We start from the raw sequence: 14,227 nt of genomic DNA, 5'->3' as shown, positions 1-14,227 counted from the left end.
GCTGGAAAACGCCCTATGAAGTTTACCATTCAGTAGAGTTGCACTTGACTTGACAATTCAAGCGCAAAAAAAAGCACCTGCCTCTGCAGATGCTTCACTCTTCGCCGACGGCTTTTGCATTGTAGCCCATGTAGTTGATCAAAAACAAAATCCCCGCCAGGGCCAGTGCCGTCCCGAGGCCCGTGTAGAAAAAGGCGATAAAGCCGTCGGGCATGAGATTCAGTACGCGAATGGTGATGCCGAAAGTCATCATACATGCCATAATCAGGAAGGATTTTTTATCGAAGAAATTCCACGGCCGCTTGTACTCCTCTTCGTAGCCGTGAATGCGGAACACGTGCTTTTCCACCAACGGATGAAAGACTTTCGTCCAAAACAAGATAAATATGACGGCAGACAGGCCCAGATTTAAATGGCTGAAGGCGTGGGCGTACGCTTGAAGGCCGATTTTTAAAACATTGCCCCCGGCCAAGGACCAAATCACGCCAGCCAGTAATAATAAGGTTCTCTTTTTTACCACGATGTCATCTCCTCATGTTGCGCCGATGGCGCGGCCTCTGTTTCTGAATTAGTTTCTAACTAAGTGACACGTTGTCACTTTCATTATACCCTTTTTTGAAAGAAAATCGTGGCTTTTTAAAATTTTTTTATACAAAAACGCCTCCTGAAGCAGGAGGCGCTTGTTTCATTCCGCAGAGCAAATGCCCACGGGATTTTTTTCTGTTACATGGCGTTAAAAAGATCCACCATTTCCAACACGCTCATGGCGGTGTCGTAGCCCTTGTTGCCGCTCTTGGTGCCGGCCCGTTCGATGGCTTGTTCGATGTTTTCCGTGGTGACGATGCCGAAGCCCACGGGAAGGCCGGTGTCCAAGGTGATCTTTGCAATGCCCTTGGAGACTTCGTTGCAGACGTAGTCGTAATGGGTGGTGGCGCCGCGAATCACGGCACCGAGGCAAATGACGCCGTCGTAGTTGCCGGACTCGGCAAGCTTTTGCGCCGCCAAGGGGATTTCAAATGCCCCCGGCACCTTGACGAGGGTAATGTCCTCGTCTTTTACTTCGTGGCGTAGCAAGCAGTCCAGGGCGCCGTCCACCAATTTCGAGGTGATAAAGTCGTTAAAACGGCTGACGACGATGGCGAATTTACGATCCTTACCCGTCAGCATGCCTTCAATAATGTTCATTGTTTTGCCTCCTTGTGTCCATGTTCATGGCAATTGCAACCGAATTCATGCAAGTAGTGGTTCAGCTTTTTGGCTTTGGTTTCCAAATAGAAGTGGTCGTTTTCGTGGGATTTTATTTCAATGGGTACGCGTTCCACAATTTCCATGCCATATTGTTCCAGGTGGTACACCTTGTCGGGATTGTTGGTTAAAAGACGCATCTTCGTCACGCCGAGATCTTTTAAAATTTGCGCGCCGATGTAATATTCCCGGGCATCTTCAGGAAAGCCCAATGCCACATTGGCTTCCACCGTGTCCATGCCCTCATCTTGCAGGGCATAGGCCTTGAGTTTATTCAAAAGACCGATGCCTCTTCCCTCTTGACGCATGTAAAGCACGATGCCGTTGCCTTCTTCTTCCACCTGCATCATGGCCCGTTGCAGTTGATCGCCGCAATCGCAGCGCATGGAACCGAAGGCGTCGCCGGTTAAGCATTCCGAGTGAACCCGCGTTAAGATGGCGTCTTCTTTTTCAATGTCACCTTTTACCAGGGCCACGTGGTGTTCGCCGTTTAAGGTGTTTTTGTAGCCCACGGCTTTAAAATGACCGTACTTCGTTGGCATGTCCGCTTCGGCTACCCGTTCGATGAGGCGGTCGTGGGTCTTTCTGTATTCTTTTAATTGCTCAATATTAATAAGGGGGACATTTAATTCCTTTGCCAGTTCGCAGATGCGGTCCCGCTGCATCATTTCTCCGTTATCTTCCATGATTTCACAGCAAAGACCCACCTCCGTTAAACCGGCGAGGCGCAATAAATCCACGGTGCCTTCCGTGTGACCTTCACGCTCCAATACCCCGCCGGGCTTGGCGATAAGAGGAAACATATGGCCCGGGCGGCGGAAGTCTTCGGCTTTCGAATTGGGATCGGCGGCCATGCGGGCGGTTATAGCCCTCTCCACGGCACTGATCCCCGTGGTGGTGTCCACGTGGTCGATGGTGACGGTAAAAGCCGTTTCGTGATTGTCCCTGTTTTTGGAGACCATGGGCTTTAAGCGCAGGCGATCCGCTTCTTTTTGGCTCATGGGCATACAGATCAGGCCTTTGGCGTAGGTAGCCATGGCATTTAATTGCTCCGTGGTGCAGGTTTCGGCGGCGACGATCATGTCCCCTTCATTTTCACGGTCTTCCGCATCCACGGTAATGATCATCTTGCCGGCTTTCAGCGCGTCGATTGCTTCTTCAATTGTGTTCCACATAATTTCCTCCTAAAATCCATGCTTTCTTAAAAAATTCATATCCAGCGGGGAAGCTTCTTCCGCCACTTCATGTTGTCTCAATAAATACTTGCCCACGATGTCGAATTCCACGGTAATGGGATCGCCGGGCTTCAGCTCGCCTAAATTGGTGGCGCGCAGGGTTTCCGGAATCAGGGAAACGGAAAAATCATGTCGCCCGGCCCGCGCCAGCGTTAGGCTCACGCCGTTTAGCGTGACCGAACCCTGAGCCACAAAATAAGGCGCCCAAATAGGCTCCACGGCGATGTGAAGGAGATAGCCCCCTTCCTTAGGCTCAATGCCCTGAACCTTTCCCACCGTGTCCACATGGCCCTGAACGATGTGTCCGCCCATGCGACTCGTGGGGAGCAGGGCCCGCTCCAAATTCACGGCACTGCCCGGCGTCAGTCGATCCAGTGCGGATTTTTTCGCCGTCACCGTCATCATATCCGCCGTAAAGGTGTTCTCCGCCATGGAAGTCACCGTGAGGCAGACGCCGTTGGTGGCGATGGAATCGCCGATTTTCGTGCCTTCAAGGACCCTTTCGGCCTTGACCCGCAGGACGATTTTTTCGCCCCGCTTCTCCAGAGCGGCCACGGTGCCCACTTCTTCTACGATTCCCGTAAACATCCTCTGACCCCTCCTACAAACAGGTCCGGCCCCAGCATTTTCACCTCATCAAAGACGAAATCTCGCCGTTCAGTAAGGGAAGCGATGGCCCGGCCCGCCACAACCTCTTTTCCGCCGCCGAACAAAGTAGGCGCCAGATAGAGGGCAAATTCATCCACTAAATCCTCGTCGATGAGGCTGCCGTGGAGGCGTCCGCCCCCTTCCACGAGAATACGACCCATGTCCTTGGCGTACAAGTCTTTTAAAATGGCGGGAAGATCCAGCTTGCCCTTCTTCTCCTTCACCACTTCCACGACGACGCCACGATCTTTCAGGGCCTTTATCTTCGCCTCCTCCATGTGTACCGTATAGACAATGGTGGGCTGGGTGCCGTCGTAAACGTGATAATCCAAATCCACGGCGCCGCGGCGGTCCAAAATGATCCGCGTGGGATCGCCGCCTACGCCGCTTCGATTGGAGAGGCGGGGATTGTCTTTGATCACCGTGTTGGTGCCCACGAGAATCCCATCTACCACGCCGCGCAGCTTGTGGCCGTCGTCTCTCGCCAACTCGGAGGTGATCCATTGGCTTTCCCCCGTGTCCGTGGCGATTTTCCCGTCTACTGTGGCAGCAAATTTACAAATTACATAAGGCGTTTGGGTCATGATGCTGGTGAAAAAAGCGCGGTTCAGCCTTTGGCAGGCCGCTTCCAAGACGCCGACATCCACCTGAATCCCCGCTGCCTTTAAGGCGCCCACGCCGCGGCCCGCCACCTTGGGATTGGGATCCAAAGTGCCGACCACCACCCGTGCGATGCCGGCCTTTTCAATGGCCACGACACAGGGCGGCGTCTTGCCGTAGTGGGAACAGGGCTCCAGAGTCACATACATGGTGCCGCCCTTCGGCGACTCCTCCACCTGCTTCAGACAATCCACCTCGGCGTGATCCAAGCCGAAGCCGTGGTGGTAGCCCTCGGCGATAATGCGCCCGTCTTTTACCAAGACCGCGCCGACCATGGGATTGGTCTTCGTTTTGCCCAATCCCTTTTTCGCAAGAGCCAATGCCCGATTCATATACTGCTCATCCATAAAGCCTCCTGCATAAAAAAAACCGAAGCACAATGCTTCGGAGTGACAACCAAATGAAAGACAACAAAAGTTGCCTTCGCTTCTTCTTTCATCCGGACTATACCGTCGGTATCGGAATTGCACCGATTCAATCATGTGACTCGTGGACTTTACCACCGGTGAGGAATTGCACCTCGCCCCGAAGAATATATGAAGTTCAGGAAATGTTTTCCTTTCATTATGATACCACTTATAGCTTACCCTGTAAAGAGATTTTGTCGCCACAGGGTTAAAATTTTCTCCCCCACTCGGTACAATAAATAAAACGAGAAATTTTGTAATAAAGAACACCTTCCCGCGTATATACAAGTGAAAGGACAAGGAGGTGAAGCCAATGGATGAAACGACCCATGTACCGACCGTCATAGACGATGCAATTACATTTGAAGCGGTCTACGATCGCTACTTCGATTCCGTCTTTCGGTTCGTCATCTACCGCACCGGCAATCGGGAGGTGGCCAAGGATCTGACGGCGGATATTTTCTTCAAGATCTACAAGAAATTTTCCGCCTACGATTCGAAAAAAGGCAGCTTCGAGGTGTGGCTCTATACCATAGCGAGCAATCAAGTGAAGGATTACTACCGCCGAAAGAGCCGCTTTCAGTGGTTGCCCATTACCGCGGCAAAGGATGTGGCCGAGGTGGATCCGGCCGCCGATGAATTAATGGAAAACAAAGAAGAACTCGCCTATTTGCGCCGGGCCGTGAAAAAATTGAAGCCGAGAGACCAACTGTTGGTCAGCTACAAATTCGGTGCGGAGCTTTCCAATCAGACCATCGCCGCGCTTATGGACACGAATCCTAATCACGTGGGCGTCATGATCCACCGTTTGCTGAATCAATTGCGAAAAGAAATGGAGGCCTATTATGAATGAAAATAAAAATGCCCACGACAACGTAAGCCGAGATTTAAACAATCTCTACGCCACCGACGAAAAAGACAAACAGGAGGTCTATGCAAAAATGAAAAATAAACAAAAGAAACAATACAAAAAGCCCGCCATTGCCGCGGCCTGCGCCCTTTTAATCGCCACCCTCCCCTTTACGAGCTTCGGCGGCGGAATCGTAAACACGGTGAGACAAGCCGTCAGCCCCTCGGGCCGCATCGTCGTCAACGAAGACGAGCCGGCCGTGGCCATCCCCTTCCCCGAGGAATTAAAGGGAAAGGTCTTCGACAAAGAGGGAAATGAAATCACCGACTTCGAAGTCCTGAAAAAGGCAGAGCACGTCTACTCCAAAGACGGCCGGGAAATCGTGGGAAGCAATTACGACGAAGCCACCCGCACCGGCGAAGTCACCTTTGAGTACGCCGACGAAGTGAAAAAAGATACGGGCGACAAGGCCCCGGTGGATGTTATCGCCAAAAAATTAAACTTCAATCCCCTGGTTTTTTCGGATAAATACAACTACGTGGAATCGGAAATCTTCGCCGATCCGGGGACACTTTCCGATTACGTTTCCTTCACCTACGAAAAAGACGGCAAGACCATCCATCTCCACGAGCGGATCTCGTCTCCCGAAACCGCCTATGAAACCGGCGGTGAAGGCAAGATCTACGAAGTCAATGTAAACGGCGTGAAAGTCATCATTCAAGGCCGTGATGCCGACTTCGAACGAGACGGCCTCCTCGTCTCCATCTCCGCCGAAGGCGCGGACAAAGACGATCTCATCGCCATGGTAAAAGACTTGCATCTCTTAAAATAAATTGACCGCCGGATGATCCCGGCGGTTTCTTTATGGCAATTTTAGGGAATAACAATTAGTCCAAAAAACCGCGCAAAATTTCCCCGTAAGCCCTCGGCGCTTCGAAGAGCAATTGGCCGTGGCCCATGCCCTCAAAAACCCTCGATTCCATGTAAGGCAAGTAAGTTCGCAGCAATGCTTCACTCTTTTTTGCAACGGGCTCCTCGCTGCCCCGCAAACACAACACGGGATTTGAAAATTGACGCAGTCCCTCCGGAATCTCGTAACGATACAAATCCCGGCACGCATTTTTTACGCTGCGGCTCGTTACGCCGGGATAAACCATGGATCGGATGCTGTCGTTTCCCTTGCCCGTCAAGGGTGCCATGGCCCATTTTGGAATCCATTTTCCCTTTTGGATTCGCTCAACTCCCGTGGTGAAAGCCCAAGTGAGAGGTGCCACATACATGCCCATGGGATAGGCGACCACGCCGTCTAAAAAAAGGCGCTCGGCATTCAACCTGCCGCGACCCACGAGCTCCACCGCCATGGTCGCCCCCATGGAAAAGCCGCAAAGCCCGTAAACCGCCCCATTCATTTCCTGTAGAACAAAATCCTCGATGGCATCCACACTGGCCTTGAAAGACGTAAAATCCTCCGGCACATCCTCGCTGTGCCCCTCCAACTCCCATAAGATCACGTAGTAATCCCGTAAATAAGCGAGGAGCGGCTCAAAACACAACGTCGCCGACGACGCCAGCCCGTGAATAAACAAAAGCGACTTCCTCGCCTTGTCGCCGTAACTCAGGTAATGCATAAATCCCTTCTTTCAAACGCCCCTATCCTCTTCGCCATTCTATGAAGTGTTTTAGGTATATATACCGCATTCCATGGCAGTCAATCTCTGTCATCCGCCTTCCGACAAAAGATCGGTGGCACAAATAAAACGAATCTTCTCCACCGCCATGCTTTGCCAACTCTGCAAAAATAGAATAAACATCCCCCGGCGTGGTCGGGGGTTTTCTAATACAAAAGAGGACTTATGCCATTAAGCATAAATCCTCTTAATTGAGATAAATTTATTCTTACCCATATTTTAAATTTGATTTTTTATGAAAATTACCTATAGATCCTAAATAATACATAGCAATTACTTCCATTATCTAATCCATTTTTCCCTCACAAATAAATATTGATTAAATCACTCCGGCTTTTTCAAAATGTTTTTTAAGTATTCTTGTTGCAACAAAAGCTCCTATGCAAGCAAGAATAAAAGTTATCAAACCAAAGCCTACAGCCCACGAAACTTTGAAATAAGATAATGCTTCATTTATTTGTGCTTCGCTCATTTTCCATTTTGATGCTCTTTCCACAAAAGAAGCAGTCCCGAATAAAATCACAGGAATTACAGTCCCTAAAAAATCTGCTAATGCAAATGTCCCATATCCAATAATCATTCGTCCCTTGCTCTCATAATTTCCTATAATCAAATCACATATAATTCCACCGATTACAGCAATGACTGCATGAGGCAAATGTCCTCCTGACAACGCAATTAAACCAAGAAGCGTTCCTGATATTGTAAATACGCCCTTCTTTTTAACTTTCACAGCCATAAGAATATAAACGGTGGCAGCTACCATAAAGCTAACTCCTGAAGCAATAAATCCTCCAACAACTGTTGTTGCCATAGCAAAGCTGGCTGCCATGTATATGACAATTCCAATTGCATTAAAAATTCCGATTGTAATAAAATCACGACCATTTAATTTGTTTTTCATAAAAGTCCTCCTAATAAATTCTCTGTATTACTATCATAAGAGCAATCATAGAAGCTCCTAATAGTCCAATAGTTAAGTCTGCACATCTAAACTGCAATTCTGTTAATGTTACCCTCTTCTCATCACTATCTAGTCCTCTAATAAGTGCTGAAGCTGACAGTTCATCTGAAATCTTAATCATTCTCATTAAAAGCGGAACAAGCGTATATTCAATATGTTTAATTGGATGTAGCAATGGGAAAAATCTGCTTGTTACAATTCCTCGAATCTTCATATTCTCTTTTAATGCCTTGAGTTCTATTTTTATAGTTGGTACAAACCTAAGCAGAACACTAAAAGGTATACCAATGCTTCTTGGTACTTTCATTCTATTTAATGCTTCCAGCATTTCACTTACACTTGTAGTCTTTGTTATATATCCACCAAACATAGCGATTAAGGTCATTCTTGATGCAAAGTAAATAAACATATATATTGCAAATACAATACTTGCTTCACAAAATTTTCCAAGCCCTAACTCTATGCAGTATAAAAGCACAAAAAACAAGATAAAGCGTAACGCTCTTTTCCACATTTCGCTATATAAATATAGAAAAAAGGCAAAAACAATTAGTACAAAAAGTAGAATTGTATCGCTTATAAAAAAGCTCGTAAATCCAACAATTGGAAGTAGAGTAAGTTTTATTCTCGGATCTATAGTTTTTCTATCTGACAAGCTCTCTACCTCCTCTCATCTTTTCTAATATGAGAAATTTATTACTTTCACTCATATCTAAAACAGTTTCTATTTTTCCATCTCCCATTACCCATAGCTTGCTCACCGTGTTTGCTAAAAACTCAAAATCATGACTTATTACCAAAACTGTTGTCCCATTTTTTAATTGTTCTTCAATCAATTTTGCCACCGAAAGCATTGAGTCTTTATCACAACCTGATGTTGGTTCATCATAGATGAGAATCTTTGCCTGTTTCATCATTCCACAAGCTATTGTCAATCTTTGTTTTTCTCCTCTTGATAAAGCAAACGGATGCTTATCAATATATTTATCTAAGCCAAGTACACTCAAAATAGACTTTGCCTTTTGAGTATTTTCTTTTTTATCTTTACTTGAAATACCAAGTAGCATTTCATCAAGTACACTTTCCGAAAACAACTGATAGTCTGAATCTTGAAAAACAAAATATGACATATCCATTAAATCTTTATGATTAAGCGACTTATCTTTTCCCGCCCATATTGTTCCCTCTTTTATCTTCTCAAGTCCTGAAATCACTCTTGCAAAGGTGGTTTTCCCGGTACCATTTAAGCCGATAAGACCAATGGCTTTTCCACACTCCATATTGAAATCAAGATGATTTAAGATGTACTTGTTTTGTTTCTTTCCATCCTTAGCTACATTCGGATAGCAAAATCTCAAGCCTTTTCCGTTGATACTTTCATCATTTAATTGATATGAATCTTTCTTCTCGCTTATCCTGTATTCTTCTAATTCAAGAGTTCTTAGTCCATTTTCATCCCAAAACTCCCCTTCAATATGGATAACTTCTTCCCGACTCAAGTCCTGTGCAATCTCTCCATCTTTCACCAAAAGAAAACGGTCAAATAAAGATTTTACATAGTACAAACGATGCTCAATTAGAACAACTGTTGTTCCTATTTTCTTTAATTTCTCCAAAATTAAAAACAGGTCAAATGTTGCTTTCATATCCAAATTTGCTGAAGGTTCATCTAAAATTAAAACTTTCGGGTTCATCGCATAGATGCTTGCAATAGCTATCTTTTGTTTCTGTCCGCTTGATAATTCAAAAACAGATTTTCCTTTCAGTTCCTCAATATCCAGTTCTGCATATACTTCTTCTACTCTCTGTTTGATTTCCTCTCTTGATTTACAAATCGTTTGAAGACCAAAAGCTATTTCTTCATCTGTCGTTGTCGTAAAAAACTGACTTCTTGGATCTTGAAATACAGTCCCTACAATATGCCCTACTTCATGAAGTAATAATTTGCTTATATCTTTTCCGGACGCAAAGGCTTCTCCTTGCATTTTGCCTTTGTAATAATGTGGAATAAGACCATTCATTACACTTCCAAGAGTGCTTTTACCACTTCCACTTTTCCCTGAAATTAAAACAAATTCACCTTTTTTAATTTCAAGATTGATATTTTTTAAAGCAGTTCGCCCATCTTCCCATTCATAAGAAACATCTTTTAACAAAATCATGGTTACACCTCATATTGAGCTTTCCATAATTTTGTGTAGTAACCATTTTTATCAAGAAGTTCCCCATGCTTTCCTTTTTCAAGTAAATTTCCTTTTTGAAATACGAGAATTTGGTCAGCTTTTTGAATTGTTTTTAAATGATGAGCCACTACAAGTACAGTTCTATTCTTTGCAAGTTCTGTAATAGCATCTTGTATCAAAGATTCATTTACAGGATCAACATTACTTGTCATTTCATCAAGAATTAAAATTGGTGCATCCTTTAGAAAGGCTCTTGCAATAGATATTCTTTGTCTTTGTCCACCTGAAAGAAGCCCACCATTTTCTCCAATATCAGTTTCATAACCTTTTGGTAAACTCATAATGAAATCATGTATCCTTGCCTTCTTTGCAGCTTTAATGATTTCCTCTTTTGTAGCTCCTTTTTTACCTACCTTGATGTTTTCTTCAATTGTGTTATCAAACAACTGAACATTTTGCATGACAATACTAATACGATCTAAAAGCTCATCATAAGGAATATCCCTTATATCAGTTCCTCCGAGTGTAATTTTTCCTTTATGCACATCATAAAATCTTAAAAGCAAGTTGGTTATAGTAGTCTTTCCACTACCTGATTCTCCAACTAAGGCTGTCATTGTTTTTTCAGCAATAGAAAAGCTCAATTTTTCCATTTTAAATTCATCTTTTTCATAGGAAAAATCTATGTTTTCAAAAGCTATATCATTATCTTTCGGAATAATCCCATTCACTTTATCCGGGATTACATCTGCATATAAAATTCTTGAAAGTCTTTCATAACTGTCCACCGCCGAAACATAGTACATATAGTGTTGTTCCATAGAAGCGAACGGCTTATAAAACTCTTTTGAAATTACCGCAAAGATAATAAAATTAAGTACATCAAGATTTCCCTTTACAACAAATATTGTTCCTGCAATTAAAAGAACCAAATATCCAATATCCAGTAAAAACCCAAATATAGATAATTGTTTTGCCTTGAATCTTGAAGCTGATTTACTTGTTTCTCCAAACTTCTTTGTTTTATTCATAAGCTCATTATCCAAGCTCTTATTGTTTGAAAAACTCTTTAATACAGGTATTCCTCTCACATATTCAACAAATAGGCTAACCATATCAAGAAGTGCTGAGTTGTTCTGATTTTCTATTTTTTCAGATTGCTTAATTGTTAGATATAGAAAGATAAGTGCAATCGGAACAGATACAGCCATTAGAATAGCAAGTTTTAAATCAATACTTGCAAGACCAATAAATACGACTGCACCTATCAAAAAATCACCAAACATTCTTGACCACATATGTCCTACAACAAGGGACATATTATCAACATCTTTGTGTAAAATTGTATTTATTTCCCCAAGTCGTTCATTGGTATAAAATCCCAAGCTGAATTTTTTTAATTTGATAATCATGCGTTCTCTTATTTGTTGAACAATATCAAAACCTGCACTATGCTTTTTCATATCTGCGACCATATTACAAATACCTTTGAAGACTACAAGTAATCCAATCGCAATAAAATATTTATATAGGCTTGCTAAGCTCGTTCCGTCAAAGATTTGGAACAGTATAGAAAATACGATAACAATCATGGCTATGGAGCTGAGTCCATAAAGGGCAAAGAATACACTTGATATAATCAAATCTCTCTTGCCGGTTTTTGTTAGTAGTTTTAACATTTCTCTAAACATTTTCTGTTACCACCTCTTTCAAATTCCATCTATCTACCTTGTTCTGTGCTTCAACCATATCCTTATAAAAATCACATCTTTTCATCAGCTCTTCATGACTTCCTGCATCAAGAACAAGGCCTTTATCCATAACAATAATTTGGTCTGAATCTCTAATCGTATTTAGATGATGAGCAATTGTAATGATAGTTTTATCCTGACTTAAGTCGTCAATTGCTTCGCCGATTAATCTTTCATTTTCACTATCAACAGCTGCCATTGCTTCATCTAATATCAAAATCGGTGCATTTTTAAGTATCATTCTCGCAATTGATATTCTTTGTTTTTCTCCACCGGATAACTTAACTCCCATTTCACCTACTCGTGTTTCATATCCATTTGGCAACGCTGAAATAAAGTCATGACATCTCGCTGTTTTGGCAGCTTCTATGACTTCTTCTTTTGTCGCATTAAGTTTCCCGATTGCAATATTGTCAAAAATACTTAAATCGAAAAGGATGACCTCCTGTTGCACACTTCCAATAAGATTTGAAATATTTTCCTGACTGTAATCCTTTATATCTTTCCCATTTATTTCTATTCGTCCGCTGTCTGCATCCCAAAATCCCATAAGCAAATTAGATACAGTACTTTTCCCACAACCACTTGCTCCTACAAAGGCATTCAAACTATTTTTCTTAAAAGTTAAATTAATATTTTTAAGCTCAAAACCATCTTTTCCATATGCAAAATTCACATCTTTAAATTCTATATTTCCAAACTCTAAACCTTGTTCTGTATTCTTGGTTGGAAGCGGAACTGTTAAAACTTTTCCTATAGACTTTAATGCTTCCTTAAACACAATAGAAAAATGTTGCAATGTAGCAGTCTTACTTATAGATGCAGTAAAAGCAGACGATAAAATTATTGAAAGAATAAAATTAGGTGTTGTAATATTCCCATGATAAAGAAAGATACTTCCCAAAATCATGACAATTACCACTCCAATTTCCATAAATATGTCAATGAGTCCCATTGGGATTGTAACCATCCCCATGCTCTTTTTAACCCAGTAAACATATTCTCTTGCCGTTTTTAATGTTCTTTCACTTATCTCCTCTTCTTTAGCAAAAGCCTTAATAACAGAAATATTTTTTACATATTCCATTAGCTCTTCTCTCATCTTCTTTTCGTGGTTGAAATAAATAGCGAAGTTTTTATCCATTGTTCTCTGTGAAAGAACTTTTACCAAATACATAAGTGGAACTCCGGCAATCATTCCAAGAGCAAGACGCCAATCCACAAAAATCATAGCTACAAAAATAATGGTAGGTAGAAGTGTAACTGACATTATTTCAGGAAGACCATGGGCAAGGTATACTTCCACTTGTTCCACATCATGCTGAACCATGTTGGTAAGCTCTCCTGTATTATGTTCTTTAAAAAATCCTAAACTTAGTTTTTTTAGATGATCAATAATATCTAACCTAAGTTCTGTTAATTTTTCGTATGCTTTCTCATGAGCAACCTTTGTTGCAAAATAGTAAAAAACGCCTTTTAACACAAATGATATAAAGATTCCAATGAATACATACTTTAAATTATCTTCGTTAATATTGTTTGTGATTAAAGAACTAATCAAATATACAAGTAAGATTTGTGGTATCAAATCAAATACTATTTTTAAGGCAAGAAGTGAATTGGATAAACCATTTTTCCCTATCACTTTTTTCCTTAATTCTTTTTCTGGCATGAACAACGCTCCTTTCAAAATTGAATAATATTGAATTTTAATTCAGTATTGAGGTTTAAAGTAAGACTTTGCTGATTACGCAAAGTCTATTTTTTAGTGCTCATTATAGGGATTCCACTCCCTTGTAATAACACCTTGCAATAAGTTTTAGCATATCTTTTGCCCACTTTTCACTTTGATAGTGCCTCGCTATTTCAAGAAGCCCCTCCGTAAAGTTACTGGCTAAAATATGGGCAAGCATTGGATCATATTCCTCTTCTGATTGTCTCTTTAAACTAACTTCAATATGAGCCTCCATTTGCGATATGAGTTTTTGTTTTGCTTCTATATGCTTTGTACCTGAGCTTTTATCCATTAAAATAATTAACTTCTTACGCTCTTTTAAAAGCTCGTGAATATATTTTTCTCCAACCTCATCAAACCTTTCAGAAGCAGAACCTTTTTCCAAGGATTCTTCCTCATTAAAAGCTGACTCGAAGTTTAAATAAACAGAACTTACTACTGCATCAAACAAAACTTCCTTATTTTTAAAATAGGTATAAATTAGTGCCACAGGAATATCTGCTTCTTTTGCAATTTCTGTTAATTTAGCACCTCTATAATCATTTTTATAAAATACTTTTTCTGCTGCATCAAGTATCCTATTTCTAACTTCTTCTTTCAATACTTGTGCCATATCACACCTCTTTCGAACAAAATACTGAATCTAAATTTAATAATAAATATAAATTCACTATTTGTCAATAGTGCCCCTAAATTATATTCTGAGTATGGTATAACTGTTTTATTATAAATAACACGCTAAACGCTTAATAGCAAGCACAGTAAGTATACAAACACTTACGAATAATAAACATCCCCCGGCGTAGCCGGGGGTTTTTCTTTATCGGCCCAAAGGGCCTGTATTACTAGCTGCGCCTGAAG

Annotated in this window: 14 protein-coding genes and 1 riboswitch; of the genes, 2 read left to right on the top strand and 12 right to left on the bottom strand. The window is 42.1% G+C overall.

Annotated features, from left to right (window positions below; genetic code table 11):
• Positions 1-94: 94 nt before the first annotated feature.
• The 5 genes from WKT05_RS08585 to ribD all read right to left on the bottom strand — a co-directional run bounded on the left by WKT05_RS08585 (position 95) and on the right by ribD (position 4,135).
• Complete coding sequence (locus WKT05_RS08585; RefSeq protein WP_340413743.1) at positions 95-520, bottom strand: hypothetical protein; 426 nt, start codon at positions 518-520, stop codon at positions 95-97.
• A gap of 203 nt (positions 521-723) precedes the next feature.
• Positions 724-1,185, bottom strand: coding sequence for a 6,7-dimethyl-8-ribityllumazine synthase (gene ribH, locus WKT05_RS08580; protein ID WP_340413742.1), 462 nt, complete (start codon positions 1,183-1,185; stop codon positions 724-726).
• Complete coding sequence (locus WKT05_RS08575; RefSeq protein WP_445323188.1) at positions 1,182-2,420, bottom strand: bifunctional 3,4-dihydroxy-2-butanone-4-phosphate synthase/GTP cyclohydrolase II; 1,239 nt, start codon at positions 2,418-2,420, stop codon at positions 1,182-1,184. The genes ribH and WKT05_RS08575 overlap by 4 nt, the downstream gene beginning before the upstream one ends.
• Before the next feature lie 9 nt (positions 2,421-2,429).
• Positions 2,430-3,068 (bottom strand): riboflavin synthase, encoded by a 639-nt coding sequence (locus WKT05_RS08570; protein ID WP_340413741.1) that lies wholly within the window; start codon positions 3,066-3,068, stop codon positions 2,430-2,432.
• Positions 3,050-4,135 (bottom strand): bifunctional diaminohydroxyphosphoribosylaminopyrimidine deaminase/5-amino-6-(5-phosphoribosylamino)uracil reductase RibD, encoded by a 1,086-nt coding sequence (gene ribD, locus WKT05_RS08565; protein ID WP_340413740.1) that lies wholly within the window; start codon positions 4,133-4,135, stop codon positions 3,050-3,052. The genes WKT05_RS08570 and ribD overlap by 19 nt, the downstream gene beginning before the upstream one ends.
• A gap of 76 nt (positions 4,136-4,211) precedes the next feature.
• A riboswitch (FMN riboswitch) is annotated at positions 4,212-4,325 on the bottom strand.
• 183 nt (positions 4,326-4,508) lie between these two features.
• On the opposite strand from ribD, the gene WKT05_RS08560 reads away from it, so the two are divergent.
• Both WKT05_RS08560 and WKT05_RS08555 read left to right on the top strand, forming a co-directional pair.
• On the top strand, positions 4,509-5,048 hold the full coding sequence (locus tag WKT05_RS08560; RefSeq protein WP_340413739.1) for an RNA polymerase sigma factor: 540 nt from the start codon (positions 4,509-4,511) through the stop codon (positions 5,046-5,048).
• Entirely contained in the window at positions 5,041-5,877 is an 837-nt protein-coding gene (locus tag WKT05_RS08555; RefSeq protein ID WP_340413738.1) for a hypothetical protein, read from the top strand. The genes WKT05_RS08560 and WKT05_RS08555 overlap by 8 nt, the downstream gene beginning before the upstream one ends.
• A 55-nt stretch (positions 5,878-5,932) precedes the next feature.
• Here WKT05_RS08555 and WKT05_RS08550 read toward each other — a convergent pair whose 3' ends face one another.
• The 7 genes from WKT05_RS08550 to WKT05_RS08520 all read right to left on the bottom strand — a co-directional run bounded on the left by WKT05_RS08550 (position 5,933) and on the right by WKT05_RS08520 (position 13,979).
• A complete protein-coding gene (locus WKT05_RS08550; RefSeq protein ID WP_340413737.1) occupies positions 5,933-6,673 on the bottom strand; it encodes an alpha/beta fold hydrolase in 741 nt (246 codons plus the stop codon).
• Between the two features lie 379 nt (positions 6,674-7,052).
• Positions 7,053-7,637, bottom strand: a complete 585-nt coding sequence (locus WKT05_RS08545; protein WP_340413736.1) for an MptD family putative ECF transporter S component — start codon at positions 7,635-7,637, stop codon at positions 7,053-7,055.
• Positions 7,638-7,647: 10 nt separating this feature from the next.
• Positions 7,648-8,352 carry an energy-coupling factor transporter transmembrane component T gene (locus WKT05_RS08540; RefSeq protein WP_340413735.1) on the bottom strand — a complete coding sequence of 235 codons (705 nt, stop codon included), beginning with the start codon at positions 8,350-8,352 and terminating at the stop codon, positions 7,648-7,650.
• Positions 8,342-9,859, bottom strand: coding sequence for an ABC transporter ATP-binding protein (locus tag WKT05_RS08535; protein WP_340413734.1), 1,518 nt, complete (start codon positions 9,857-9,859; stop codon positions 8,342-8,344). Before WKT05_RS08535 ends, WKT05_RS08540 begins: the two co-directional genes overlap by 11 nt.
• Before the next feature lie 2 nt (positions 9,860-9,861).
• Entirely contained in the window at positions 9,862-11,571 is a 1,710-nt protein-coding gene (locus tag WKT05_RS08530; RefSeq protein ID WP_340413733.1) for an ABC transporter ATP-binding protein, read from the bottom strand.
• Positions 11,564-13,303 (bottom strand): ABC transporter ATP-binding protein, encoded by a 1,740-nt coding sequence (locus tag WKT05_RS08525; RefSeq protein WP_340413732.1) that lies wholly within the window; start codon positions 13,301-13,303, stop codon positions 11,564-11,566. Before WKT05_RS08525 ends, WKT05_RS08530 begins: the two co-directional genes overlap by 8 nt.
• 103 nt (positions 13,304-13,406) lie before the next feature.
• A complete protein-coding gene (locus WKT05_RS08520; protein ID WP_340413731.1) occupies positions 13,407-13,979 on the bottom strand; it encodes a TetR/AcrR family transcriptional regulator in 573 nt (190 codons plus the stop codon).
• Positions 13,980-14,227 lie beyond the last annotated feature (248 nt).

The sequence above is a fragment of the Peptoniphilus sp. HCN-40583 genome, assembly GCF_037892835.1.
GTDB classification, from domain to species: Bacteria; Bacillota; Clostridia; order Tissierellales; family Peptoniphilaceae; genus Aedoeadaptatus; species Aedoeadaptatus rachelemmaiella.
Note: the sequence above shows the minus strand (reverse complement) of the source record. Positions and strands in the feature narration are given on the sequence as shown.

What these genes read in the sequence shown, in the direction of transcription:
- WKT05_RS08545 (WP_340413736.1), bottom strand. Translation starts at nt 7,637, where the DNA reads ATGAAAAACAAATTAAATGGTCGTGATTTTATTACAATCGGAATTTTT.
- WKT05_RS08535 (WP_340413734.1), bottom strand. Translation starts at nt 9,859, where the DNA reads ATGATTTTGTTAAAAGATGTTTCTTATGAATGGGAAGATGGGCGAACT.
- ribH (WP_340413742.1), bottom strand. Translation starts at nt 1,185, where the DNA reads ATGAACATTATTGAAGGCATGCTGACGGGTAAGGATCGTAAATTCGCC.
- WKT05_RS08550 (WP_340413737.1), bottom strand. Translation starts at nt 6,673, where the DNA reads ATGCATTACCTGAGTTACGGCGACAAGGCGAGGAAGTCGCTTTTGTTT.
- WKT05_RS08555 (WP_340413738.1), top strand. Translation starts at nt 5,041, where the DNA reads ATGAATGAAAATAAAAATGCCCACGACAACGTAAGCCGAGATTTAAAC.
- WKT05_RS08560 (WP_340413739.1), top strand. Translation starts at nt 4,509, where the DNA reads ATGGATGAAACGACCCATGTACCGACCGTCATAGACGATGCAATTACA.
- ribD (WP_340413740.1), bottom strand. Translation starts at nt 4,135, where the DNA reads ATGGATGAGCAGTATATGAATCGGGCATTGGCTCTTGCGAAAAAGGGA.
- WKT05_RS08525 (WP_340413732.1), bottom strand. Translation starts at nt 13,303, where the DNA reads ATGCCAGAAAAAGAATTAAGGAAAAAAGTGATAGGGAAAAATGGTTTA.
- WKT05_RS08570 (WP_340413741.1), bottom strand. Translation starts at nt 3,068, where the DNA reads ATGTTTACGGGAATCGTAGAAGAAGTGGGCACCGTGGCCGCTCTGGAG.
- WKT05_RS08530 (WP_340413733.1), bottom strand. Translation starts at nt 11,571, where the DNA reads ATGTTTAGAGAAATGTTAAAACTACTAACAAAAACCGGCAAGAGAGAT.
- WKT05_RS08520 (WP_340413731.1), bottom strand. Translation starts at nt 13,979, where the DNA reads ATGGCACAAGTATTGAAAGAAGAAGTTAGAAATAGGATACTTGATGCA.
- WKT05_RS08575 (WP_445323188.1), bottom strand. Translation starts at nt 2,420, where the DNA reads ATGTGGAACACAATTGAAGAAGCAATCGACGCGCTGAAAGCCGGCAAG.